This window comes from Psychrobacter nivimaris, assembly GCF_904846365.1.
In the GTDB taxonomy this organism is placed as follows: domain Bacteria; phylum Pseudomonadota; class Gammaproteobacteria; order Pseudomonadales; family Moraxellaceae; genus Psychrobacter; species Psychrobacter nivimaris_B.
The window spans coordinates 67224-92768 of record NZ_CAJHAL010000007.1 but is presented as its reverse complement, the minus strand read 5'-3'; the positions used below and the strand labels follow the sequence as shown (position 1 = coordinate 92768).

General features: G+C 44.3%; 10 protein-coding genes and 2 pseudogenes. 10 read left to right on the top strand and 2 right to left on the bottom strand.

Features of this window, described 5'->3' with window-relative positions; translation table 11 throughout:
• Positions 1-55 precede the first annotated feature (55 nt).
• Both JMX63_RS04935 and JMX63_RS04930 read left to right on the top strand, forming a co-directional pair.
• Positions 56-847 (top strand): class II aldolase/adducin family protein, encoded by a 792-nt coding sequence (locus JMX63_RS04935; RefSeq protein WP_227673240.1) that lies wholly within the window; start codon positions 56-58, stop codon positions 845-847.
• Positions 848-854: 7 nt separating this feature from the next.
• Positions 855-1727, top strand: coding sequence for an alpha/beta fold hydrolase (locus JMX63_RS04930; RefSeq protein WP_201571279.1), 873 nt, complete (start codon positions 855-857; stop codon positions 1725-1727).
• A gap of 671 nt (positions 1728-2398) precedes the next feature.
• On the opposite strand, the pseudogene JMX63_RS04925 reads toward JMX63_RS04930, so the two are convergent.
• A pseudogene (locus tag JMX63_RS04925) lies at positions 2399-3241 on the bottom strand (IS3 family transposase); the annotation flags it as partial.
• A gap of 339 nt (positions 3242-3580) precedes the next feature.
• On the opposite strand from JMX63_RS04925, the gene JMX63_RS04920 reads away from it, so the two are divergent.
• The 5 genes and pseudogenes from JMX63_RS04920 to JMX63_RS04900 all read left to right on the top strand — a co-directional run bounded on the left by JMX63_RS04920 (position 3581) and on the right by JMX63_RS04900 (position 19502).
• Positions 3581-4705, top strand: a complete 1125-nt coding sequence (locus JMX63_RS04920; protein ID WP_102093720.1) for a Fic family protein — start codon at positions 3581-3583, stop codon at positions 4703-4705.
• A gap of 232 nt (positions 4706-4937) precedes the next feature.
• Positions 4938-5603: pseudogene (locus JMX63_RS04915) on the top strand (IS30 family transposase); the annotation flags it as partial.
• Between the two features lie 110 nt (positions 5604-5713).
• On the top strand, positions 5714-6028 hold the full coding sequence (locus JMX63_RS04910; RefSeq protein WP_201571278.1) for a helix-turn-helix transcriptional regulator: 315 nt from the start codon (positions 5714-5716) through the stop codon (positions 6026-6028).
• A gap of 97 nt (positions 6029-6125) precedes the next feature.
• Positions 6126-7103 (top strand): OmpA family protein, encoded by a 978-nt coding sequence (locus JMX63_RS04905; RefSeq protein WP_102092621.1) that lies wholly within the window; start codon positions 6126-6128, stop codon positions 7101-7103.
• An 81-nt stretch (positions 7104-7184) separates the two neighbouring features.
• Positions 7185-19502, top strand: coding sequence for a Calx-beta domain-containing protein (locus JMX63_RS04900; RefSeq protein ID WP_201571277.1), 12318 nt, complete (start codon positions 7185-7187; stop codon positions 19500-19502).
• A gap of 79 nt (positions 19503-19581) precedes the next feature.
• Here the strand turns inward: JMX63_RS04900 and JMX63_RS04895 are convergent, their stop codons facing one another.
• Positions 19582-20334, bottom strand: coding sequence for a hypothetical protein (locus JMX63_RS04895; protein ID WP_102093443.1), 753 nt, complete (start codon positions 20332-20334; stop codon positions 19582-19584).
• A 274-nt stretch (positions 20335-20608) separates the two neighbouring features.
• Between JMX63_RS04895 and JMX63_RS04890 the strand changes: the two genes are divergently transcribed.
• From JMX63_RS04890 to JMX63_RS04880, 3 genes are read left to right on the top strand one after another with little or no spacing between them, the layout of a single operon-like run.
• The gene (locus tag JMX63_RS04890) at positions 20609-22030 is read left to right on the top strand and encodes a TolC family protein (protein WP_102093444.1); all 1422 of its coding nucleotides are present in this window, start codon (positions 20609-20611) and stop codon (positions 22028-22030) included.
• A gap of 20 nt (positions 22031-22050) precedes the next feature.
• Positions 22051-24348 carry a type I secretion system permease/ATPase gene (locus tag JMX63_RS04885; RefSeq protein WP_102093441.1) on the top strand — a complete coding sequence of 766 codons (2298 nt, stop codon included), beginning with the start codon at positions 22051-22053 and terminating at the stop codon, positions 24346-24348.
• Complete coding sequence (locus tag JMX63_RS04880) at positions 24341-25510, top strand: HlyD family efflux transporter periplasmic adaptor subunit (RefSeq protein WP_102093440.1); 1170 nt, start codon at positions 24341-24343, stop codon at positions 25508-25510. Before JMX63_RS04885 ends, JMX63_RS04880 begins: the two co-directional genes overlap by 8 nt.
• Positions 25511-25545: the final 35 nt, after the last annotated feature.

Here is a 25545-nt window from a genome sequence, read left to right as displayed (position 1 = left end):
ATGAAATGGTGTAAAGTAATCATTCAGGATATCTAACACAGTAAAGGAATACACCATGCAAACAACTATGCAAACCGCGACATCAACCGATTCAACCTCGAGTGTACACCATAATATGAGCGAACAAGAGTGGCAGATGCGCGTAAATCTTGCCGCCTGTTATCGAATGATTGCTTCTTATGGTTGGGACGATTTGGTATTCACTCATATCTCTGCGCGCGTACCAGGTACTGAGGATGAGTTTTTAATCAATCCGTACGGAATGTTATTCGAAGAGATTACAGCTTCTAGTCTGGTAAAGGTCAATAAAGCAGGCGAAAAAGTAGCGCCATCAGAGTTCGACGTGAATCCAGCTGGATTTATCATCCACAGTGCTGTGCACGAAGCTCGTGATGATGCTCATTGCGTTATCCATCTGCACACAAATGATGGCGTTGCCGTTTCAGCGCAAGAAAAAGGCTTACTGCCCATCTCGCAACAATCATTATTTCCGCTATCCAACTTGGCATATCACGATTATGAAGGCGTCGCATTAAACCCTGAAGAAAAAGTCCGTTTGGTTGCTGATTTAGGTGATGCTCACTTTATGATTTTGCGTAACCATGGTCTGCTCACTTGTGCAGATACGGTTGCCAATGCGTTCTTATACATGTATATCATGCAAAGAGCTTGTGAGATTCAGATCAAAGCGCAGAGCGGGGGCGGTGCATTGACGCCGATACCAGCACAAATATTGGCCGGTATCCAAGCTGCATCAGAGCAAGTCACCCGTGGCGCGAATGGCGATATCGCATGGCCTGCGTTACTAAGAAAATTGCGCCGCACTGATCCATCGTTTGAGGAGTAAGTCTCTAATGATAACTCTTGATGAGTGGCAACGGCAGGGGCAATATGAATCCATTCATGGGCATCAAATCTTTACTCGGTATGCAGGGGATAAAAGTGCACCTGTATTGCTATTGATTCATGGTTATCCTAGTGCCAGTTGGGACTGGGAAGGCATGTGGGACGCGCTAACCGAGCACTATTATGTCATCACCCTCGATATGCTAGGGTTTGGGTTGTCAGATAAACCAAAAAACGCGCGCTATCTAATCAGTGAGCAGGCAGATATTTATCAAGTTGTTTTGCAAAAACTGGGCGTCAGTGATTATCATATATTAGCGCATGACTATGGTGATACGGTGGCTCAAGAGTTGCTAGCAAGACAAGCTGAGGGTAGTGCTGATATACACATTGCTAGCGTATGCTTCTTAAACGGTGGCCTGTTTCCTGAAACGCACAAACCTATCTTGGTACAGAAGCTACTGCTATCGCCATTAGGTCCTCTGGTATCAAAGCTGATTAATAAGCAGAAATTTGCGGGCAGTCTACAGCGGATATTTGGCCCAAACACGCCGCCTACGTCAGAGGTGATAGACACGCTATGGCAGCTGTTAAATCACAATGATGGGTTGGGTGTGATGCATAAGCTGATTAACTATATGCCACAGCGTCAGCAATACCGCGAGCGATGGGTAGGCGCGATTATCAACAGTACTGTACCGGTGAAATTGATCGCAGGTGCCAAAGATCCTATCTCAGGTCAGCATATGATTGATCGTTATCGTCAACTGATACCCAATGCTGATATAACCAATATGCCTATGCTAGGTCACTATCCGCAGATAGAAGATGCGGCAGCGATCACAGCGGCCTATCTACAATTTAGACGCAGTATTCTGTAAATACAGTTCAATCTAACAAACGCAGAGCATCAAATGGTGCTCTGCGTTTGTTATTCTCTTATCCTTTAACTATCAAGAAAAATGTGTAAGTTTAAATGAGACTAACATCCGTGAGCGTAGTCACAAAGCTGTGCAAAAGGTTTTTGATAAAATGATCACCAAAAAACGGTGAGTTATCATTAAGTGAGCTATATGCGCAGTGCTACAAGATATTGATGACTTGATAAAAAGATATTTTGAAAAACTTGAGGTTTTGGAGCGTAGTATAAGAGGTTGTCTTTTAAGTGTATTATGAGAATATAAAGTACTCGAGTAAAGCCTAACAGATATAACTATTCTTAAAAGCTGTTATAAGTGGTTCCATAATAACAGTCTGTTTTGAGTAGTCTGTTAATAGGCTTAAAGGGTGAAATAGCTGGTTACGCTGGGGTATACTCTAAAAGCGTTCCTCTTGAAATGCATGATATTTAGAAGAAAATTTATGCAAATTACTTTTGGATTCTTCGTTTAAAGAATCATACAAGTCATTATTCAAGACATCATAAGCGCATATAAAAGCACTTTTGTTTCTTTGAGTATAGTCTTGCATCATGTCTATACAAGAAAATGAATTGAGTACGTTGAATAGAATATGAACCGCCCCGACTATATCGGAGGCTGATTTACTTGAGTCAGGCAGCCATGCCTGACAGGATTAAATTATCATAATACCGCTTTTCAAACTCAAAGGGTGACACATATCCAATCGTGCCATGTAAACGGGTTTTATTAAACCAATCCACCCACTCAAGGGTTGCCAGTTCAACATCGTTCACACCAGTCCAGCTCTCCTTTAGATACTCAATCACCTCAGACTTATAGAGTCCATTGACCGTTTCAGCCAGTGCATTGTCGTATGAATCGCCTGTTGTACCAACAGAAGCAATTACGCCAGAGTCCGTCATCTTATCGGTATAGCGAATAGATAAGTACTGAACCCCTCGATCACTGTGATGAATCACATCTTTGGGATTATTTCTATCTGTTATCGCTTGATTTAATGCTGCCATTACCATATCAGTGTTCATACGATTCGATACTTTCCAGCCGACAATAGCGCGAGCAAATACATCGATGATAAAAGCGGTATAAACCCAGCCGCTCAATGTCTTGATATAAGTAAAATCTGCAACCCACAGCTGATTAGGACGATGGGCATTAAAGTTACGATTGACCAAGTCATCAGCACGCTCTTGGTCGTCACGGCTGTTGGTGGTAATCTTACCCTTACCGCGCCAGACACCTTGTAAGCCGTGCTGGCTCATTAAACGCTCGACGGTACACCGAGCAACCTTTAACCCGTCAGCTTTCATCTGCTACCAGACTTTACGCGCACCATAGCGGCATTTGCTGTCCTGCCAGATGCGTTTAATCTCGCTGAGATAGTAGTCGTCATGCTGACTGCGCAGTGAGCGTTTTTCAGGGTAGCTCTCCAAGTCTTTAGCACGGTGATAGGTTGATGGGGCAATCGGTAACCTCTACCATGTCAAGGTAGGTCGACGAAAATGCTTATTGTGATAATATCTTACATTCATTGACCTTTATGGCCTGTAGATATTATACGATTGAATAATCACAATGTAAATTATAATGCAATAAAATTTAACTCGTATTTAGGCACTGTATTTTTATAGTGTTTTTACCTCTACTCAAGCCCTTCTCAGAACAAAAAAACTATGTTTGTTCGTTGAGAATCTATTCTTATTACGTCTGCTATTGTCGTTTTTGAATTTCTACGTATTGTTTCTACTGCTTATTCTCTGCATAATATAAGGAGATTACTGTTCTAATCTCTGCATATCTCTGGGGAACGTATGAAGCATACTACTTATATTCATGAGCACTCAAATTGGACTGAATGGCAATGGTCGGACAAGAAGCTATTGCCATTCGTCAGTCGTGTGCGGATATTACAAGGCCATTTATTAGGAAAGCTACTAACACTAGGGTTCGATCTGAATGTTGAGGCACAATTAGATGCGGTGACCTTAGAGATTATCAAAACTTCTGAGATAGAAGGTGAGACGCTAAATGATGAGCAGGTTCGTTCTTCAGTTGCGCGGCACTTAGGGCTGGATAATGCCAGTATGCCAACCACTACTCGTGAGATCGATGCAGTGGTAGAGATGATGCTAAGTGCCACCTATCGTTATCAACAACCGTTATTATTAGATGATCTACTCGGATGGCATCGAGCATTATTTCCAAATGGATATAGTGGGCTTTATCGTATTCAAGCAGGCAGTATCCGTGATGATAGTAAAGGACCGATGCAAGTAGTGTCTGGTGGGTATGGTCGTGAGCAGGTTCATTTTGTTGCCCCCAGTGCAGATAGGTTGCCAGATGAGCTAGACAAATTTCTATTATGGTTTAATACTTCGTCAAATAAGCAAGACGATATAGATTTGGTCATAAAAGCAGGTGTTGCTCATTTATGGTTTGTGACTCTGCATCCATTTGATGATGGAAACGGACGACTAACACGAGCACTCACAGAACGAATGCTGGCAAAAAGCGATAACAGTGCCCAACGCTTTTATAGTATGTCAGCGCAAATTCTTAAACAGCGCAACGACTATTACAAAATACTAGAACGTACGCAAAAAGGTGATAAAGATATCACGGATTGGCTGGTGTGGTTTTTGCAAACGCTAGAGCAATCCCTCATTATAGCTCAAGAAACCACGGATAAAATTATCAATAAGGCAGGCTTTTGGCAGACGCATCGACAGCATGCTTTAAATGATAGGCAGGTGAAGATGTTAAATATTTTGCTGACTGATTTTTATGGCAAACTCACCACTAAAAAATGGGCGACCATGACTAAGTGTTCTATAGACACGGCACTAAGAGATATTAATGATTTAATAGAGAAGGATATGATGCAAAAATCTGTAGCATCAGGACGCAGTACGAGTTATGAGGTGGCTTTGCGATAAGGATTATGTACTTTGAGTTTGACCGTAAGGCTGTTTAATTTAAATATCCCAAGTTCAGGTTTGCTGTTACTTCAGCATCGTTCACTAAGGTCGTATTGAAATAACACTTCATTGTATGGGTTATTTAAGCTCCTAGATTCAAATAAGAAGTGCAACGTTTTAAAAGAATGAGTTGAAGAGTAAGATGTGCCGTGTTGCATTTCAAACTTCAACTCCTACATATCAGAACGTTATGAAACACTATACACATCTTACCCAAGAGCAAAGATATCAAATATCAGCGCTATTGCAAGCTAAAAAAGGCATGAGTGAAATAGCTAGAATTATTGGCTGTCATAAATCAACGGTGAGTCGAGAGATAAGGCGAAACATGGGACAAAGGGGTTATCGCCCCAAACAAGCCCATCGATTGGCAAACGCGCGCAAAGTTGTGAATAGCTCACAGATCAGCCGCTTTGGCTGGTGCTATATTGATCATCTACTCAGCAAGCACTACTCACTTGAGCAAATCACAGGGCGACTGAGAATGCTGGGTTGGCAAGAGGTCCCAAGCCATGAATCGATATATCAACACATCTATACTGACAAAAAGGCAGGGGGTAACTTACATAGCGCCCTTAGATGTCAAAAGCGCTATAGGAAACGCCGTCTGCAAGGTTATGATAGGCGCGGAAAGATAGCGAACCGCTGTGATATCACTGAGCGTCCAAGTATCATTGATACGCGCAGTCGTATGGGTGATTATGAAGGGGATACGGTGGTTGGTCGTGGACATCAAGGTGTGCTTGTCACTCTAGTGGATAGAACAACTCGAGAGACTAAGATCAAAGCGCTACCCAATCGCAAGGCAGTAGCCGTCACACAAGCTTGTATTGGCATGCTAAAAGGTGAACAGGCGTTTTGATAAAGTCTGAAAATGATCTTGGAAGACGATTTTATATAAACCCTTTATATAATATGTTATCAACTCAATTTGTGGGAGTTAGTTACAAGTAGCACTGTGAGATAATGATTGATACAATGATGGGTATGATTCCCCCAACTCGCAAAAATTTAGCAGACTCAATGAATATTAGTGTAAGTACCTTACAAAGGCGGCTCGATGAAGAAGGTACCTCATTCCAAGAAGTTTTAGAGGAAACGAGAAAGCGCCTAGCTAAAATGTATTTAACTGAACAGAATTTATCAACAACCGATATTGCGTATTTATTGGGCTACAAATCACACAGTCAGTTTTTCAGAGTTTTTAAAAATTGGTTTGGAATAACACCTAAAAACTATCAAAACAATCTTGCGTATCACATAGAGAGCCACAACAATTAACGTCAACGCATTATAAACTATGATTGAGTATTATCTCAAAACGAGCTTAGCTTATTGCAGCCAGCGTATAACTTAACCAATAAATTAGGAATCTACTATGGAAAAGGTATTTAAAAAGGCCATCACTACTATTATGCTACCAACGATTTTTTTTGGTATATCTGCCTGTGCTACTACTAGCAATAATAGTATTGATAACGATGGAGATAGCCGACGTGTTGGCAAAGTCGCATGGAATAACCAAGTAGATACTGATATTAGTAAGATGCTAGCAGAACAAGTGGCTAATGACGAAACTCGCCTGATATTCATCCGAAAAAATGATAATGATCCTGAGCAAACCAGTGCCAACATCGCAATCAACGACAGATTTCAAGTCAGCCTACATCCTGGTAACTACACCGCCGTCAACTCTTGTGTAGGCACAAACCAACTAAGCGCTCATGCCACTGGCTTTAAAGACAATAACTTGCTCGCTGAGCAAAAAGATTACCAATTAGCTAGTGGTCAAACGTACTTCTTCTACGTAGACATGGACGAAAGTGGACAAGGAACACTGGATCAGATAACAACAGAGAGTGCATTGCCATTATTAGCAACCAAGCGCTATCAAACGCACCAAATTAGTCGTGTCGTCCCCAACTGTCCTACACCAGTGATTGCAATACCACCAGTAACGCAGCCAGCACCAGTAGTAGAACAACCAGCCGTATTAACTGAAAAAATGACTATTGAACTCGAAGTACTGTTTGACACCGACAAATCTATAGTAAAACCAGACTACTATTCTAAGATCTCTGAAGTAGCAGAGTTTATGGCGCAATATCCTAATACGTTAGTTACTATCGAGGGACATACTGATAGCCGTGCTAGTGAAAAATATAACCAAGCATTATCACAACGTAGAGTAGATGCTGTAAAAGAAGTGTTAATCACTCAATTTGGGACTGCACCTGAGCGTCTGAATGCCATTGGTTATGGTGAGTTACAGCCAAGAGCCAGCAATAATACTGTAGAAGGCCGTCAGCTTAATCGCCGTGTGATTGCCATTATTGAAGAGCGACCAAATAATTAATATCAAATAAATTTCATAACCACTGAAACCGTGCATATAAAATCTAAAATGGTACTGCTATCATTAAAAAAAGGTAACCCAATGAATACTGTCATCGTAAAAATAAATGATGCTACTCAGACCGTTGACCAAATATCTGTTGTCACCAAAGATGGTGTCCCTACGGTAATCACTGCTACGAACAAAGTGAACTATGAGTTTCACGATACTGCTATTGGTCGTGCGCCTAACCATATTATTACTAAACGTGTCAAGAACGACTTGCATGTCTCATTTGAAAAAGAAGGTCAAGAAAGCGACCTGATTATAGAAGGGTTTTATGATAATACAGATAGTGCCTTGCTCGGAATCGCTGAAGATGGAGAGTACTATTACTATATTCCAGATACTGGCGAAACCTATGATTATGTAACACAGCTAGAAGAGGGTGCGGTAGAAGGGCAGGCTTTGGGTGGCCAAGAGTATGCTACTATTATACCTTGGTGGATACCGGCTGCTGCTGGTCTAGGACTGGTCGGTTTAATAGCTGGCAATAGTAATAGTAGTAGTGATAAAACACCAGTAGCCCCTCCTGTTAACAAGCCGCCTGTTGCTACCGATGATGTTGCTAAAGGTGAAACAGGTCAGCCCGTCATCATCGACGTGGTAGCGAATGACAGCGACCCTGAAAACGACTTAGACCCAACGACAGTCAAGCTGATCGACCCTGTGACAGGCAATGAAGTCACCAATGTAGTGGTAGATGGCGAAGGTACTTGGTCCGTTGATGGCAGTACAGGCAAAGTGATCTTCACACCAGTGTCAGGCTTTACAGCGGATCCAACGCCAGTGGACTATGTGGTGTCTGATAAAACGGGCGAGAAATCTAACCAAGCGACCATCGCCGTTGACTATCCAGTAATAGTAAGCATCACTGGTACAGCAAGTCTGAATGAAATGGCTGCTGACGGTACTCCTAATGAAGCGACTTATACAGTCAGCATCAGCAACCCAAGTACCGAAGATACCGTTGTTACTGTCACGATTAGTGATGGCAGCACTGAAGGCTCAGCTGACTACACCGCACCTGTCACACAAAACGTGACGATTCCAGCGGGTCAAACCTCCGTTGACATCACCGTACCGATTGTGAACGACAATGTATTTGAAGGTCCAGAGGACTTTAACGTCGCAGTCACAGCAGTCACAGCCGGTACCGCGACCATCGGTACCAACAACAGCGTCACCACCACTATTTATGATGATGGCACCACTAACGGCACTGATCCTGTAGATCCTACTGATCCTACGGCAGGTGATGACACCCCAATAGTAAGCATCACTGGTACAGCAAGTCTGAATGAAATGGCTGCTGACGGTACTCCTAATGAAGCGACTTATACAGTCAGCATCAGCAATCCAAGTACGATAGATACGGTGATTGAAGTCACCATTAGTGATGGCAGCACCGAAGGCTCAGCGGACTATACCGCGCCTGTCACCCAGCTTGTGACTATCCCAGCGGGTCAAACGACGGTTGATGTCAAAGTACCGATTGTGGATGACAATCTGTCTGAAGGCCCCGAGGACTTTACCGTTACCGTGACGGATATCACTTCAGGTACGGCAACGATAGGCCCTGATGACAGCGTCAACACCACCATCTATGATGATGGCACCACCGATGGCACCACCCCTGTCGATCCTAACGATCCTACGCTAGGAGAGGACACCCCAGTGGTATCTATTACTGCAACTAAAGATACTGCCACTGAAGGTGTCGATAACTTGCTTATCTTTGATGTCTCGCAAGATAATCTGAGTAACTTTGACACTATTGTTGACGTTAAGCTGAATACAGTAAATAGCACTATCGAAGCGGCGGACATTGCTTCTATTAGTTACACTAATTCAGACGGCATTGTAGTGACATTAGGCACCCAGGCTCAGATCCAAGACTTCCTCACCAATGGCGCAAGCGTCAAGATTGCAGCGGGTCAAACCAAAGCCCCAGTCATCACCATTACGGTGGCGGATGATGATGTTTATGAGCGCTCAGAAGACTTAGTACTGGATATCAGCAATGCACAGAACGCCACTATTGGCACGGACAGTGCCACTGGCAGCATTGTTGATGAAGACCGAGTAGCTGGTAGTGAAGATCGCTTAGGCGACTTTAATGATGGTGATGAAGCGCAGAGCACCGATCAAGGTCAGCCTGTGAGTGGCAACTTACTGGATAACACCTCAGAGACCGATCCGAGCATCAGCCTGAGTGTCTCGAACGTGCAAGTGGATACTGATGGCGATGGCGTACTAGACACCATCCCAACAGATGGCACCCCAACCGCCATCACCGATGTCAATGGCGACCCGATTGGCAGCATCACCGTTAATGCTAATGGTGACTACACCTTTACCCCAGATGCTGACTTTACCGGTGACGTTCCAGAGATTAGCTATGAGGTGGTTGATGGTAATAACCAGGTTCTTGACGACTCTAATCTGACCATCACCGTCATTCCAGGGGCTGTTGAGATTAAGATTGAAGCCACAATAGGCACAGCCACTGAAGGCACAAGTGATGACACTCTTGAGTTCAGCATCAGCCAAAATGTGGCCAGTGACCAAGATACCGTTGTTAACGTGCGCCTAGATGCAGCAAACAGTCCTGATATCACCGCCGGTGACATTGCGCGTTTGCAGTACACCAAAGCCGATGGCAGCGTGGTTGATACTACTGATCAGGGTGAGATCAGCGCCTTCTTAGCCAATGGCGACGACGTCTTAATCGCTGCGGGCAGTAAAGAGAGCCTCATCACTATCAGCGTTGCTGATGACAGCGTTTATGAGCAAACTGAAGACTTAGGTCTGATCATCTCCAATGCTGTTAACCCTAATGGCGTCACCATTACCACCGCTACTGATAGCGGGGTGATTGAAGATGAAGCGGCACAAGATGGCACCCCACAAGAAGGCGACCGTCCGACCGTTAGCATTACAGCCACCAAGGATACTGCCATAGAAGGCGAGGACAACACCTTAGAATACACCGTTGCACAGGACAACTTAAGCAACCTTGCCACTACAGTCACTGTTAAAGTGGCGACGGGCAGCAGCGAGGTTGAAGCGGCGGACATTGCTTCTATTGGCTACATTGATGCCACAGGCAGTCCTGTGACCATTACCGACAGCGCCGCCATCGAAGCGTTACTAAATGGCACCACCACCTTGCAAGTCAAAGTACCTGCAGGTAGCACAGCGGCGCCTAAAATTACAGTTATCGTCAAAGATGATGACATCTATGAGGACAGCGAGCAGCTGAGCTTTGTTATCGACAGTGCTGATAATGCCGATATCGACAGCACCGTCGCCACTGGCAGCATTGTTGATGAAGACCGAGTAGCTGGTAGTGAAGATCGCTTAGGCGACTTTAATGATGGTGATGAAGCGCAGAGCACCGATCAAGGTCAGCCTGTGAGTGGCAACTTACTGGATAACACCTCAGAGACCGATCCGAGCATCAGCCTGAGTGTCTCGAACGTGCAAGTGGATACTGATGGCGATGGCGTACTAGACACCATCCCAACAGATGGCACCCCAACCGCCATCACCGATGTCAATGGCGACCCGATTGGCAGCATCACCGTTAATGCTAATGGTGACTACACCTTTACCCCAGATGCTGACTTTACCGGTGACGTTCCAGAGATTAGCTATGAGGTGGTTGATGGTAATAACCAGGTTCTTGACGACTCTAATCTGACCATCACCGTCATTCCAGGGGCTGTTGAGATTAAGATTGAAGCCACAATAGGCACAGCCACTGAAGGCACAAGTGATGACACTCTTGAGTTCAGCATCAGCCAAAATGTGGCCAGTGACCAAGATACCGTTGTTAACGTGCGCCTAGATGCAGCAAACAGTCCTGATATCACCGCCGGTGACATTGCGCGTTTGCAGTACACCAAAGCCGATGGCAGCGTGGTTGATACTACTGATCAGGGTGAGATCAGCGCCTTCTTAGCCAATGGCGACGACGTCTTAATCGCTGCGGGCAGTAAAGAGAGCCTCATCACTATCAGCGTTGCTGATGACAGCGTTTATGAGCAAACTGAAGACTTAGGTCTGATCATCTCCAATGCTGTTAACCCTAATGGCGTCACCATTACCACCGCTACTGATAGCGGGGTGATTGAAGATGAAGCGGCACAAGATGGCACCCCACAAGAAGGCGACCGTCCGACCGTTAGCATTACAGCCACCAAGGATACTGCCATAGAAGGCGAGGACAACACCTTAGAGTTTAGCATCACCCAAGACAATATCAGCACCGTTGACAGCACCGTTGACGTTAAACTAAATAGCGGCGATAGCGACATTGATGCCGCTGATATCTCAAGCATCGTCTACACAGATGAGAACGGTACTGAGATCACCTTATCGACCCAGGCTCAGATCCAAGACTTCCTCACCAATGGCGCAAGCGTCAAGATTGCAGCGGGTCAAACCAAAGCCCCAGTCATCACCATTACGGTGGCGGATGATGATGTTTATGAGCGCTCAGAAGACTTAGTACTGGATATCAGCAATGCACAGAACGCCACTATTGGCACGGACAGTGCGACCGGCAGCATTGTTGATGAATCTGATGATCCAAATGATCCAGGCGCCAATACTGAAGGCGACAAACCGACCGTCAGCGTTGGCGATGCCGTTGCCACAGAAGGCGGCAACTTAGTGCATCAAGTCACCGTCAATGGTGAGACAACGCAGGCGGACGTCACCTATGACTTTAACCTAGCGGATGGCAGCACTAATCCTGCCATAGCGGGTAGTGACTATACCAATGCCCCCGTATTTAGTAACGGCGTCATCAATAATGGCGATGGTACTATTACCGTCCCAGCTGGAGTGACCGACTTTACCGTCACTTATCCAAGCTTGACTGACAACATCCTTGAGAATGATGAAACCACCACCATCACTATTGGTAATGATAGTGGCACGGGTACGATCTTAGATAACGACACCGCGCCGACATTAACCATCACCGATAACAGCGTCATAGAAGCTACAGGTACGACCGTTAATGGTACGTTTGAAGTTACTGATCTCCAAAGTGTGACAAGTCTAACCATCAATGGACAGGAGGTAATCACAGCAATTACAACACCTGTTACCATTGTAGGCAGCGCGGGCACGCTAGTAATTACTGGTTACGACACAGTAAATGAGTCATTCACTTACGAATATACAGAAAACGGCAATGCAGAAAATCATAGCGCTGGTGCTGTATTCGATCAGTTTGACGTGATATTAACCAACACCATTGGCGATACCATTAATGACATCTTAGATATTGAGATTATAGATACTGCACCAACGGCTAATGATGACAAAAACACCATTAGCGAAGAGATAGATACTGTTTCAGGCAACGTGCTTACGTCAACTGGTGCAGCGACAGATGATGTGGCTGATGATCTAGGTGCTGATAATGCAATAACAGCAACTACGGTAACAGCAGTGGATGGTAACACTGGTGCAATTGGAAGCGGTACACAAGGTCAATACGGTGAACTGACACTCAATGCGAATGGCGAATATGTTTATGATGTTGATAATGCCGCTATACAGTATTTGGCACTAGGTGAAAGTTTAACAGAAACCTTTGAATACACTATAACCGACGCTGATGGTAGTACTGATACTGCCAAGCTTACCATTACTATCACCGGCACTAATGATCAACCAACCATCACTGCTGATGGTAATGACAATATTGCGAATATATCTTTCGTCGAGCAAACAGATGACTCAGTGATTACTCAAAGTGGCATTATTGCTTTTAGTGATATTGATGTCAGTGATACGCTAACACTGGGTTATATTAAAGGTGAAAACCAATATACCTTTGGTCAAGGTAATACAGCCTTGACTGATCTAACTGTTCCGCAAAAAACTGCGCTAGAAGGTATGTTCTCAATAACTCAAGCGACCAATAATAATGGAGTTTGGGAGATTGAAGCAAAAGATACTGATATTGACTTCCTCCCCGAAGGCGAAACCATCACCATCCGCTACGCGGTACAAGTTGATGACGGCAATAACATCACCATAGCTGGCGGTGGTAACGAGATTAGTACCAGTGAAATTCGCTACGTTGAAGTTACTATAACGGGTACTAACGACGGCATTGCCTTAGTAAACGATGTTGTAAGTACGCGAGAAGATACCACCTTAACAGGTAATATATTTGACAATGATAGCGATGATCCAGATTTTGGTCAGGCATTAACCGTAGAGAGCTATGATGTATTAGGTATGACAGCAATAGCTCCTGGTACGACGACTACATTGAGCCCAGACGGCACTAACGCCATTGGTAGCATTACTGTCAATAGTGATGGTAGTTATACCTTTGTACCTGCCGCCAACTATAGTGGTAGCGTGCCTGTGATTACGGCCAATGTGACAAATGGCTTAGCACCGAGCGATCCGTCTTATTCTGCAGGACCGGAGACCTTAACGATAACGGTCAACCCAGTATCTGATGCCCCAGATATCGGCTCTAACAAGACAGGTATTGATAAGATTACAACGAATGAAGACACTATCGTTGAATTAGGTTTAACAGCCCCTACTATTGCCGACGATACTGATCTGGATGGCACAGGGAACGACACCGACAACCTAGAACGTATTGGTTTAATCACCTTAACGGGTATTCCTAATGGCGCTAAACTTAACTATGGTGGTACTAGCTTTGACACAGTGGGCAGTGATATTACAATACTACTCAGTGACTTTGTCAGTGACGGTAAGATAATTAACAACCCAGGGTCAGCAACCATTACCATGACCAGCGCTGAATTTGAGTCGATGACCCTCACACCACCAGCAGATGATGCTACCAATATCTCCTTTGAGATGTCAGTGACAGAGTACGAGGTTGATAGTGATGGTGATATTATCAAGGTTGATAGCAATGGTGCAGTTGATCCAAGCGGTACTGATATTGCTGGTGCAACCAGTACTGTCACTATCGAGGTTGATGTCCAAGCCGTCACTGATAGCGTAGATAAAAACGACCCTAATGATCCAGATAATCCTCATGATGATAATGACGACTTTAGTGAGTTTGGCATTGATTCAAACTATACTATTACGCCTGATGACGGTATTACCTCAATTACTGGTAATAATGTAGTCGCTAATGTCGCTGAAGGTCAGTCGATTGAATTACCAATAAATACTAAATTTGGTGACCTAGTCTATAGCGGTAATAACGATAGAGAGAACTATGGATTTGTAATTACCGGTCTTAATGAAGGTACAGTGGTTGAGTTTGTTGATGCTAATGGTGATGTTATAGCAAGTGGAACTGCCAACGCCGATGGGATGGCGTTGATAGGCGCTACTGCGACTATGGATGTTAATGGTGTTGTCACAGTCACTAACACAGGTCTGCCAGTATTTGACACCAGTAGTGGTCAGCCCACCATGCGTATCGATACAGCTGATTATAATTCGAATGATATGAATGTAGGAGTCACGCTTTATACCAAAGACAATGATGCTGACTCACCTGCTGCTAACCCAACTGTGGAAGAAATCGACACTATCAATGTCAACCTAACCGTCACCCCAGTTGCTGGTCAAGTCGAGCTTGATAATGCAGGTGTTGAAACCAAAGAAGATACGCCAGTCACTCTTGATAGCTTTGGCTTTACCGTGCAGGATGATAAAGATGGCGCTGGTGCAGAAGTCATCACCGAGATTCAATTTGAGCTGCCAGCAGGTTGGACGTTCACTGATACTACTGGTGCAGGGTCACAAAGTGGTACTACTGTAACTATCGATATGACTGGCTCGCCTAATTTAAGTCAGATGGAGCTTACACCGCCACCTCATTCATCGTTAGATGCAGACTTTATTTTTGAGGTCACAACCTTAGACACTGATGATAATGATAGTACTATTACGGTACAGGGCACAGCAACGTTAGAGCAAACCGTAGTCGTCACCCCAGTCGCCGAAATAGTTGGTACGGATACTGACGGTGATGGTACAGATGACCTAACCATCAATCCAAGCTACACTTACATAGCCAACGCAAATGAAGACGAAGCCTTTAATCTTTTCGCTGATCCTGATGGTTCATTTAACTTAATAGATGATTGGAGCAACCAAGACACTTCCGAAGATACCTTCGCACATATGACCTTTGGTAATAAGAGTGATAGCGGCTTCACCTCAGTTGAGGGGGCGGTATTTACTTATAATGATGGCAATGGTTTAGTTAGCCTGACTGACAACGGCAATGGTGTCGATATTCCGATGGAGTACCTAGATACCGTCACCGTAACCCCACCGCAAGACTATAGTGGCTTTAACCTTGCTAGCGGTGCCGAGACAGCAGTCAAGGTCGAGGCAAAAACTGTCGATGTTGACGAAGATGGTGGCGCAACAGATACAGCCACCAGTGGCGAAAGTTACTTAACATTTGAATTTGATGTAAAAGGCGTAGCCGACCCAGCCACCTTAGCTGTTGATCCTGCCGAAGGTTTTGAAGATCAAGCAATTATTGGTGGTAACAATCGTGATGGTTCAATACCAGCAACGATTGATCCTGCTCTTGGTATCCCGCTCGATATCCGCCCAAGCTCTCGTGATAATGACGGCTCTGAGACTTATGATGTGACCATCTCGGATATACCAGCAGACGGGCAGCTTTATTATACTAATAGCAACGGTGATACAGTCTTACTTGATACTACTGGTGGTACGGTAGTGATTGAAGATTACAATAATAGCGTAACTGGGTTGTACTTTGTGCCTGCTGAGAACTTCAGTGGTACGGTAAACCTAAAAGTACAGGCAGTGAGTAAAGAGGATGGCACTAGCGGTATTGCAAGCCCTATTCTTAATCTACCTATCAAAGTTTTTGGCAAGGCAGATCTAATAACCAATGATGACTTAGCAAAAGAGACCGCCACTATCAATGGTAAGGACTATACCTATGTGACTGATGAGGCAACGCTAGATGGTACAGGTAACCATCAGATTGCCTTATCTAGCCTATTCAAGGATGTTGCGGATATCGAGGCATATGATGGAGACAGCCCAGCTGCTGAGCAAGTTATTTATCGGGTTGAGGACTTGCCTGCTGGCTTTAACTTAATCGGTGCAGAGGTTACTTTCTTAGGTGGCGGCGGCACTGATCGAGTATGGTCAGTGACGCTTGAGGCCTTGCAAAACGGTACAGCGCAGCTGCAGACACCAGATAACTTTGCAGGTGAAATCAACTTCAATATTACTGGTACCACTACAGAGAAGGTATCTGGTGATAGTGTCTCCCACAATCAGCAAAACGTCTCTATTCTAGTGACCCCTGATGCAGCTGACGGCACAGTGAATAATACTCAAGTCGTTGCCACTGAAGATTTGTGGGCGACTATTGACTTTGAATCAGCATTTACAACCACAGATCAAGGCGGTTTAACTGAAGGTCAAGAAGTGCTTGAGAGTATCACGCTATTAGCAACTGATCTAATGGCTAAAGACGTCATATTACGTGTTGACGGTATTGAAGTGGACTTAACAACTAACCCACCACCAACTTTGACATTTACGCCCGATCAGACAATCGAGATTATGTACGATGACGATAAACGTCATAGCGATGATGATGTTAGTATAGACTTTAACTACACTTATACTGACACCGCTGAGCTGACTGATGGTTCAGAGATTAAGGAGTCCACTTCAGGTAGTGCTACTGTTAATGTGACCTTCCAAGCGGTTACTGATCAGCCGAGTATGATTTTGAATGTAAACGATGGCACTATTGATAATAGCGGTAATGACAATACGGCGTCTGTCACCGTATCTATACCTTCAGCTGATCAAGATGGCTCAGAGAGCTTTACTCGTCTAGAAGTGACTGATGTCCCTGATGGTCTCAATGTGCAAGGCGGTATCTTATCAAATGGCGTCTGGTACGTTGATGTCCCTAATGATCCAGCTATTACTGACACTGCAGCGACTTATGAGCTAGTGCTTGAGCGTAATGATAGTACGGTTAATATACCAGAAGACAGTTTCAATATTACAGTGACGGGTGTCACTCAAGATATCAATGGTCAAGGTAGTGACGGTAGCGAAGCGCGTGTAACCGAGAGCTTTGAGATCGCAATAGAGAGGACAGATGGTGGTGAGGATCCTACCCAGCCTAACTTGATAGATAGCTTTACTAGCAAAGCAGTCATACCTTCGCAGGTAGAGGATACGGGTTTTACTCTTGGCGATATACTAGATGCGACTCTAAATCCTGCGACCGCTAATACGGTCGACTCTTATACTTTCTCATTGACTGACCTACCAGCAGGGACTGAAGTATCTATCACCAATCCAGCCATAAGCGTGCAGCAGATTGGCGGTAAATGGATCATCAGTGTGGATGATGCAAGTAGCCTCAGTCCAGAAGATGCTCTTGATGCAGTGACAGTGACTCCGCCGAAAGATTTTAGTACCAACGTCACAGACGGTAGCCAAGATCTTACCTTTAATACCAACTTTACTGCGTTAGATAAAGATGGTGGCGAGGAACGAGTGCAGGTTGACGACGTCAAGGTTGAGATCAAGCCAGTTACGGATCCGATAGACAATGATGGTAAAACCACTATAGTCGATAGGGATGAGGATACCAAAGTAGAAATTGAGATCGACTTAACCAACGCGGCTGACGGTAATAATGTTGAGATTATTGATAATAAGCTGTATCTGCAGCTGGATGAGTCTGGTTTAACGACTGATAATGGCACTAGCGGAAAACTAACGGATGACAATGGTAACGACTTGACGCTTGTAACATTGGCAGATGGTGACGTTGCTGATATTCCAGCTGGTGATTATTATATCGTAGATGTAGGCACGCCTATTTTTTATGAACCTGCCGAAAATGAAGACGGCACGGCAACGATTGATGTCTATGCCGCTCATAAAGAGAGTCATAATATCAGCGGACATGACAGTGGTACAAAGACTTATAAGCACAGTTATGACGTCACAGTCGAGTCGCAGCCAGACAATCTAATTATTACTGATAAGAGTGATCAATCAACAACCACTGCTAGCGGTAATGAAGATACTATGATTGCTATCGACTATAAGATTGCGACTATCGATAAAGACAATACTGATGCCGCTACTGCCATCACCTTAGACAATATCCCTAATGGTTATCTGGTCTACTATACTGATGCTAATGGCGATCCCGTCTTGGCAAGTAACAATGGTAATTCTGGTGGTAATAACTTATGGTCTATTGATGTCTCCAAACTGGGTGATACTAATACTGGCGAAACGTCAAATATATTCATCATGCCACCGGAAAACGTCAGTGGTATCGTGTCTGGTATCAAGATGCAAGTGGTCAATGACAGCGGGATGATCAGTGATCCTCTAGAGATTGATCTTGAGGTCAAACCAGTCGCTGATGGGGTAGCTGCTAATCCTTCTACTATTCTTGGTAGTCAGGGTAAGTGGACCACGCTGAATCTAAACGCAATTATGCAAGATACGGATGGTAGTGAGACCGTTAATATAGTTGTCACTGATGATGGTATGAGCTTAACCGATGATGTCTTACGCTTTAGAGTGAAGAGTACAGGTGAAATGTTGACTGCCGTGTGGGATGATGCCGCTAACAGCTATACCATAACGGGTATTACTCCTGAGCAAATCAATAATTTACAAATTCAGTCATCCATACCGTTGAAAGGCGATCTGGACTTTGCGCTTAGTACTACCGATAAAGCTACAGGTATGGCTGATAGTGTATCAACTGAAGTGACCGAAAATGTATCTGTAGATATTGTCTTTACCAAAACCTTTGGAGGCACACCTGAAGACGATATCCTTGACGCTTCTGAACAGTCTGTCGCTGTGAATTATACAGGCGGCGCAGGTAATGACACCTTAATCGGTGGCAGTGGTAATGATTTCCTTGATGGCGGTACAGGTGCTAACACGCTGATAGGCGGTGCAGGTAACGATACGCTAGTATTCTCTGCAGACAACCTATTGATGGATGGTGGTGACGGCATCGACACCTTGTTAGTAGATACTAGTATTGACTTTAGTAGCTTTGATAGTAGCGTGATTGATAACATGGAAGTCATAGAACTGGGTGTTGGCGCGCAGTCATTGACTAATATTACTACCAGTGATGTCATTGAGATGACCGATAGTAACAATGAGCTGTTTATCAATGGCGGCAATGCTGATAGTGTCTCTTTAACAGCGGATTTTGAAAAACAGCAAACGTCTGATGAGACCGGATACGCTCAGTATCAGAGCACGTTGGATTCATCGGTGACTCTATATGTCGATACTGATATTACCGTGATATAATTGCTATCTTTTCTAGATAATGTTGATGTAAACAAAAAAGCCATACTTGTATACTTGTGATGGCTTTTTTGTTACCTATCTAGTTGTTCGCTGATTCATCTAGTGAGGTGATAGGTGTGATGGGATAGTCGGGCGTCATCATCTCATCAGCGGGGCTGGCAAGTATAGGCGGCTCTATAGGCTGGTTGGCATGTTGCGCATCGATTTGCTGTTGATTGCGTTGCTTGACCTCACTAATCAGCTTGGAGAGTTGTTCGCTGTCTTTGTCAATATCTGCATTTAGCTGCTGAGTTTCTTGGGTTTGCTGCAGTCGATATCCAGACAGATTTTGTTGCTCACCATTGACAGCTCTGTTATTGATAGTCGTCACTGAAAGATCATCATTGTCATCGCTATCCTTGCTCAAAGAGGCCCTGCGGCTTGTCTCTATAACAGACGGCTCTTGTGACGAAGGGGGCTTTTGGGGTGGTGTATGCTCTTGCGGTTTATGGTTTTGGGTCGCAGTATTGTTGTTCGATACGGGGGCTGCTGATGCGGTAGGTTCTGTATTTGCGCTCACTTTAGCGGTAAAAACCTCTGTATCATCAACTGTGACCTGATCAACCGCTATTTGATCAATTGTGATTTTAGTGTCTTCTGCTATCATAGGTTTGCTGGTAATAGGCTGGTTTTTATTTATTAAGGCTTGCGATTCAGACGTTTTTTTGTGGTCGAATACGGTAAAATAGACAACGATTGCCAGCAAAACATGCAGTAATAGAGCCAATACGATGGTTAGGATTGGCTGATCTTTTGGTTTGCTCGTTGGCGTAGGCGCTGAAGGGTGAGGCATAGGGTAATCCATATGTTGACGCTGAGGGCTCAAAACTTTTTAATAAACGCTTCAATACGTCTTTAAGCATTGATAATCATCACGATGAACTTTGTTATTATCTAAAAAACAATAGCAGCAAAGAAGCCATAATATCATGTTGCACTTTTATTTTTATCCCGATCAATCCCAAGCAATGATCAAAAAGCCAATGTTTAAAAGGTGCTTTATCATAAAAAAACTACGTCATAGCTTATCACCTTTGGTATCGACAACCGCAATAGGTATGTTACTGATGACGCTATCAAGTGCGGCATTTGCCAATGCTGATATGCATGTCAACACCTTGATCAGTCAAGCCATCCAGAGCCATCCGCTGGTCGGCGCGGCGCGTGCAGAACAACGAGCCACGACTGAGAGTATTCGTGCCGCCAAGCTAAATATGCTACCTGCTCCTACCTTGTCATCAGGCTATGATCGCGACGATGGCATGGTCTCTCAGCTGCGGCTGCGCCAGTCTTTATGGACGGGTGGCAAACTGACCGCCAACGTCAATCAAGCTGTCTTTGATGACAAAGCCGCGACAGAATATGTCTATGAGCAACAAAACCAAGTGGCCAAAACCACCATAGAGGCATGGCAAAGCTATATGACTGCTGTTGCCAAGCAGCAAGTCTATTATGACAATTTGCAACTGTTAACAGAGTTCGAGGCGATGATGCAGCGCCGCGTCAATCAAGGCGTATCGGCTCGTATCGAGATGGACTTGGTGACCAATCGTATTTTGCAAGAGCAAAACGCCTATCAAGCGGCCGTAGAGCAGCAGCGTATTGCACTGGCACGTTTAGAGCAAATCACTGGGCGCAGACTGTCTGCAGCTGATTTGCCGGCCCCGAATCTTAGTGATCTGGTGAGCCGCGCCAAAAGTTACTCACAAACCTTTGAACAAATGGCTTTTGATCAGGCCAGCTTTTATAATCCTACCGTGGTAAAAGGGCATTATCAAGTTGAAGCGGCTAAGCAAGAAGTTAAGTCATTGCAGGCGGCGCGTTATCCGACTTTTTATGCACAGTACGAATACGACTATTATCATGATGAAAATAGAAACAACAATCAGAATAATAGTGAAGGTGAATTTTCGGTAGGCTTAAGCTATGATCCAGGAGCAGGCCTATCTAATTTGGCACTAGCCCGGGCATCAGCCTCACGAGTAAACAGCCTTTCACAGTCAAAAGAAGCGTCAAGACGACAAGTGCTTGAGACTATCCAAACCCAATATCAGCAGTTTGCTAGTGCTAAGGATCAAGAGCGCTCTTTGATCGCAGCAGTCGCAGGCGCACAGATTGTGGTGAGCTCTTATCGCCGCCAGTTCATTGCAGGGCGTAAATCTTGGCTTGAGGTACTGAACGCAGTGCGTGAGCATTCACAATATCAAGCACAACTGGTCGAGACCCGCGCGGCTATCATCGGTGCTTTTTATAAGCTGCAAGTGGATTTTGGCCTGATGTCGTGGCAGCAATATGATCAAAGCCGTCAGCCTGAGCCATTATTTAGTCCGCTAGACCCGGTAAAAAAATGGCTGACCCGTCAAGATGCTGCCAGACAGCAGTCTGATCAGGTCATCATTCAGCCGATCGTGATGAAAGAGGCGAGTAGTGACAACAAAGATGATACAGGTCTCGTCACTTATCCACTTAATGACCCTAACTATCCATAAATTTGTAGGATATATTTATCATGAGTACACCAGTTCCAGCTTCGAATGACGCTACATCTGACAGCGAGCTGATGGCAAATCCTACTTCGCAGTTATCGACGCCTGCCCCTGATGAGCAAATAAATGAGCAAGCGGCGCAATTGGCGGCAGCGTTACACACTTTGCTGACTCAGCAAGGCTATCCTATTGATAGTGTGCGCTTGCATGGGGTGCTGCATCAGCAGACAGAGCTTGTGACGCTGGCGAGTATTGTTAGGGTGCTGGAACAGTTGGGCATTGATCAGTTGCCAGAATCTTTACCAATACCCGATGCCGCATTTTTGCCATTGTTGGCTTTGCATCCTACGCAAGGATGGGGCGTTATTGAGCAACAAAATCCACAGGGATTGTGGCAGTTTAGTCAGTCTGAGAAAATCAGTGTTCATCCAAGTGATGCGTTTACACAATTACTGCGTATCCGCTTAGAAAGCGAGCCGAGCAAGCGTAAACAGCTGTCTTTTGACCAACTATTAAAAAAAGATCTAAAAAACTATCGTGGTATTGTTATTGAGGCAGTAGTCGCATCATTTTTGATTAATATGCTAGCGTTAGCAGTATCGCTATTTTCGATGCAAGTTTATGACAGAGTCATCCCAACACGCAGTGAATACACTTTAATCATTCTGGCAAGTGGTGTTGGTCTCGTCATCTTGTTTGAGACCTTTATGAAGTTTGCGCGCTCAAAGATTATGGATAAAGTAGTGGTTAACCTTGATCAGTACTTGTCTCGAGAAGTATTTCAGCGGCTGCTGAGTGTTCGGATTGATCAAATGCCAGGGTCGGTGGGTTCAATGGCAGCGCAGCTACGTGGTTATGAGCAAGTTCGCGGTTTTTATACTGCAAGTACGCTATTCGGTCTTGTTGACATTCCAATGGCTATTATATTTGTAACCCTGATTGTCATCATTGGTAATCCTTTAGTGGCTTTGGTACCTATTGTGGCCGCCGTTATAGCCATCATACTTGGGTTCGGCGCACGTAGAAAAATCGACAGTATTGCGGCAATTGGAGCAGCAGCGTCTTATCGCAAAACAGGTATCCTTGTGGAGACTGTGGAAGGTGTTGAGACTATCAAAGCAGGATCAGGGAATTGGAAGTTCTTATCACGTTGGCTCGATGTGATGAGCATCACCACTAAGAATGATCTTGATATGAAACATGCCAATGACAATTTGAGCTATCTGTCGCAAATGATTCAGCAGACCAGCTATGTCGGCATCGTAATTATTGGCTCGTTTGTAGTGATGTCAGGTGATATGACAATGGGTGGACTTATTGCATGCTCAATCCTAGGTGGTCGTATCTTAGCGCCAATAATGGGTATTCCTAACCTGTTAGTACAACATTCACATGCCAAAGCTGCCAAGCTAAATATCGAAAAACTATTCTCATTAGAACAAGACAATCATGGTGTCAGTCATCCCTTGTCGCCTAGCAAAATCGCTGGTAATTTTAATGTAGACAAAGTTATTTTTAATTACCAAAATAATGATCAACCCGCATTGGCAATTAGTAGTCTGAATATAACAGCAGGTGAGCGTATTGCAGTATTGGGCCCTATTGGCTCAGGTAAATCGACTTTATTAAAAGTACTGTCAGGGCTGTATGCTCCTACCCAAGGCCGGATATTATTAGATGGATTAGATATTCAGCAGATTAGTCGTGAATCTATGAGTGAGCAAGTCGGCTATCTGCAACAAGACCATCGTTTGTTCGAAGGCACACTGCGAGAAAACTTATTGATTGGTCTACCAGCGCCCAGTGATGATGTAATGCGCGACGCCCTCGTTAAGACGGGACTGATTAAATTGGTAGCCAGTCATTCTAGTGGTTTGGATTTGCCAATTAGTGAGGGAGGTAAAGGATTATCAGGGGGTCAAAAACAACTGGTAGCATTTACTCGGTTGCTGCTGACAAAACCTTCCATATTATTGATGGATGAGCCGACCGCTTCTATGGATAATCGGCAAGAACTACAATGTATTGACGTACTCAAAAAAGAGTTTGGACAAGGGCAAACGCTTATTGTGTCCACTCATAAAATGCCACTCCTACAACTGGTCGATCGCATCATTATTATGGACAATCAAAAAATCGTAATGGATGGTCCGAAGGCACAAGTTCTTGAGCAATTAAAAGGCAATGATGATCAGAAAAAAGCTAGCAAACCATCAATTAAAGTAAGCTCGCCTAGAGTGACAGCAATTAGTAATAAGACTTCGAGTATCTCACCAAAAAACGACGATAAACGTGATAATTCAGGGCAGGATAATGGATAATTATAAACATAAGTTTCATGATCCTAAAGTGGGGCGCACGCGCATTATCATTTGGGGCTCATTGGTCGGAATAATTGCACTCGTTGTCTGGGCTTATTTTGCCCAAATTGATCAAGTCACGCGAGCGACGGGAACTATCATTGCTAGCGCTCGTACACAAGATATACAAGCCGTAGAGGGTGGCGTCTTGACCGAGATATTGGTCAAAGAAGGCGAGGATGTCACTAAAGGACAGTTAATAGTTACTTTAGAGGAAGAACGTGCGCAAGCAGCGGTCGCCAACTCAGGCTCCAAAATAGCAGCACTCAAAGCTAAGATTGCACGCCTAGAGGCGGAGATATTTGAGCGACCATTGGTGTTTCCAGAAGGCATCAAAAACTATAGTGAATATATAGAAAATCAAACCCAACTCTATAATCGTCGTAAGCAAGCAATTGACCAAGATGTCAGCTCACTACAAAAGATGATGGTATTAGCCCAGCAAGAGCTGAGTATGAATGAGCCGTTATTATCGTATGGTGATGTGAGTCAGGCTGATATCATCAAGTTGCGTCGGCAAGTTGCTGAAATTCAAGCTCAAATTACTAACAAGCGTAATAAGTATTTTGAAGAAGCACAGTCAGAGATGACCAAAGCGCAAGAAGATTTAGATACTGAACTTGAACAATTACGCGATCACTCACAAGTATTAGAAGAAAAAAATCTATTTGCGCCAACAGACGGTAAAGTAAACAATATCCTAGTGACTACTATCGGCGGCGTGGTTAAGCCTGGCGAAATCATCATGAAAATATTGCCAACCAGTAGTGATTTGATCGTCGAGGCTAAAATAAAGCCCGTAGACATTGCTTATGTCAAAGAGCAGCAGGATGCCACTGTAAAGCTTGATGCTTATGATTATTCTATCTTTGGTGCTATGAATGGTACTGTGATCTATATTAGTCCAGACACATTAATGGAGCAAACTCCGAAAGGGGAAGAGCCCTATTATCGTGTACAGATAAAAATTACTGGTGCTGAATTTTCTGGGCGCAGTGATGAGATTGTCATTAAGCCTGGGATGACAGCTTCCGTCGATATTAAGGCACAGCAGCGCTCGGTACTATCATACTTAACTAAGCCCATTACTAAGACTTTCTCTGAAGGACTAGGTGAGCGTTAGCGTTCAATATATTCTAGATAAGCAATAAGCAAAGC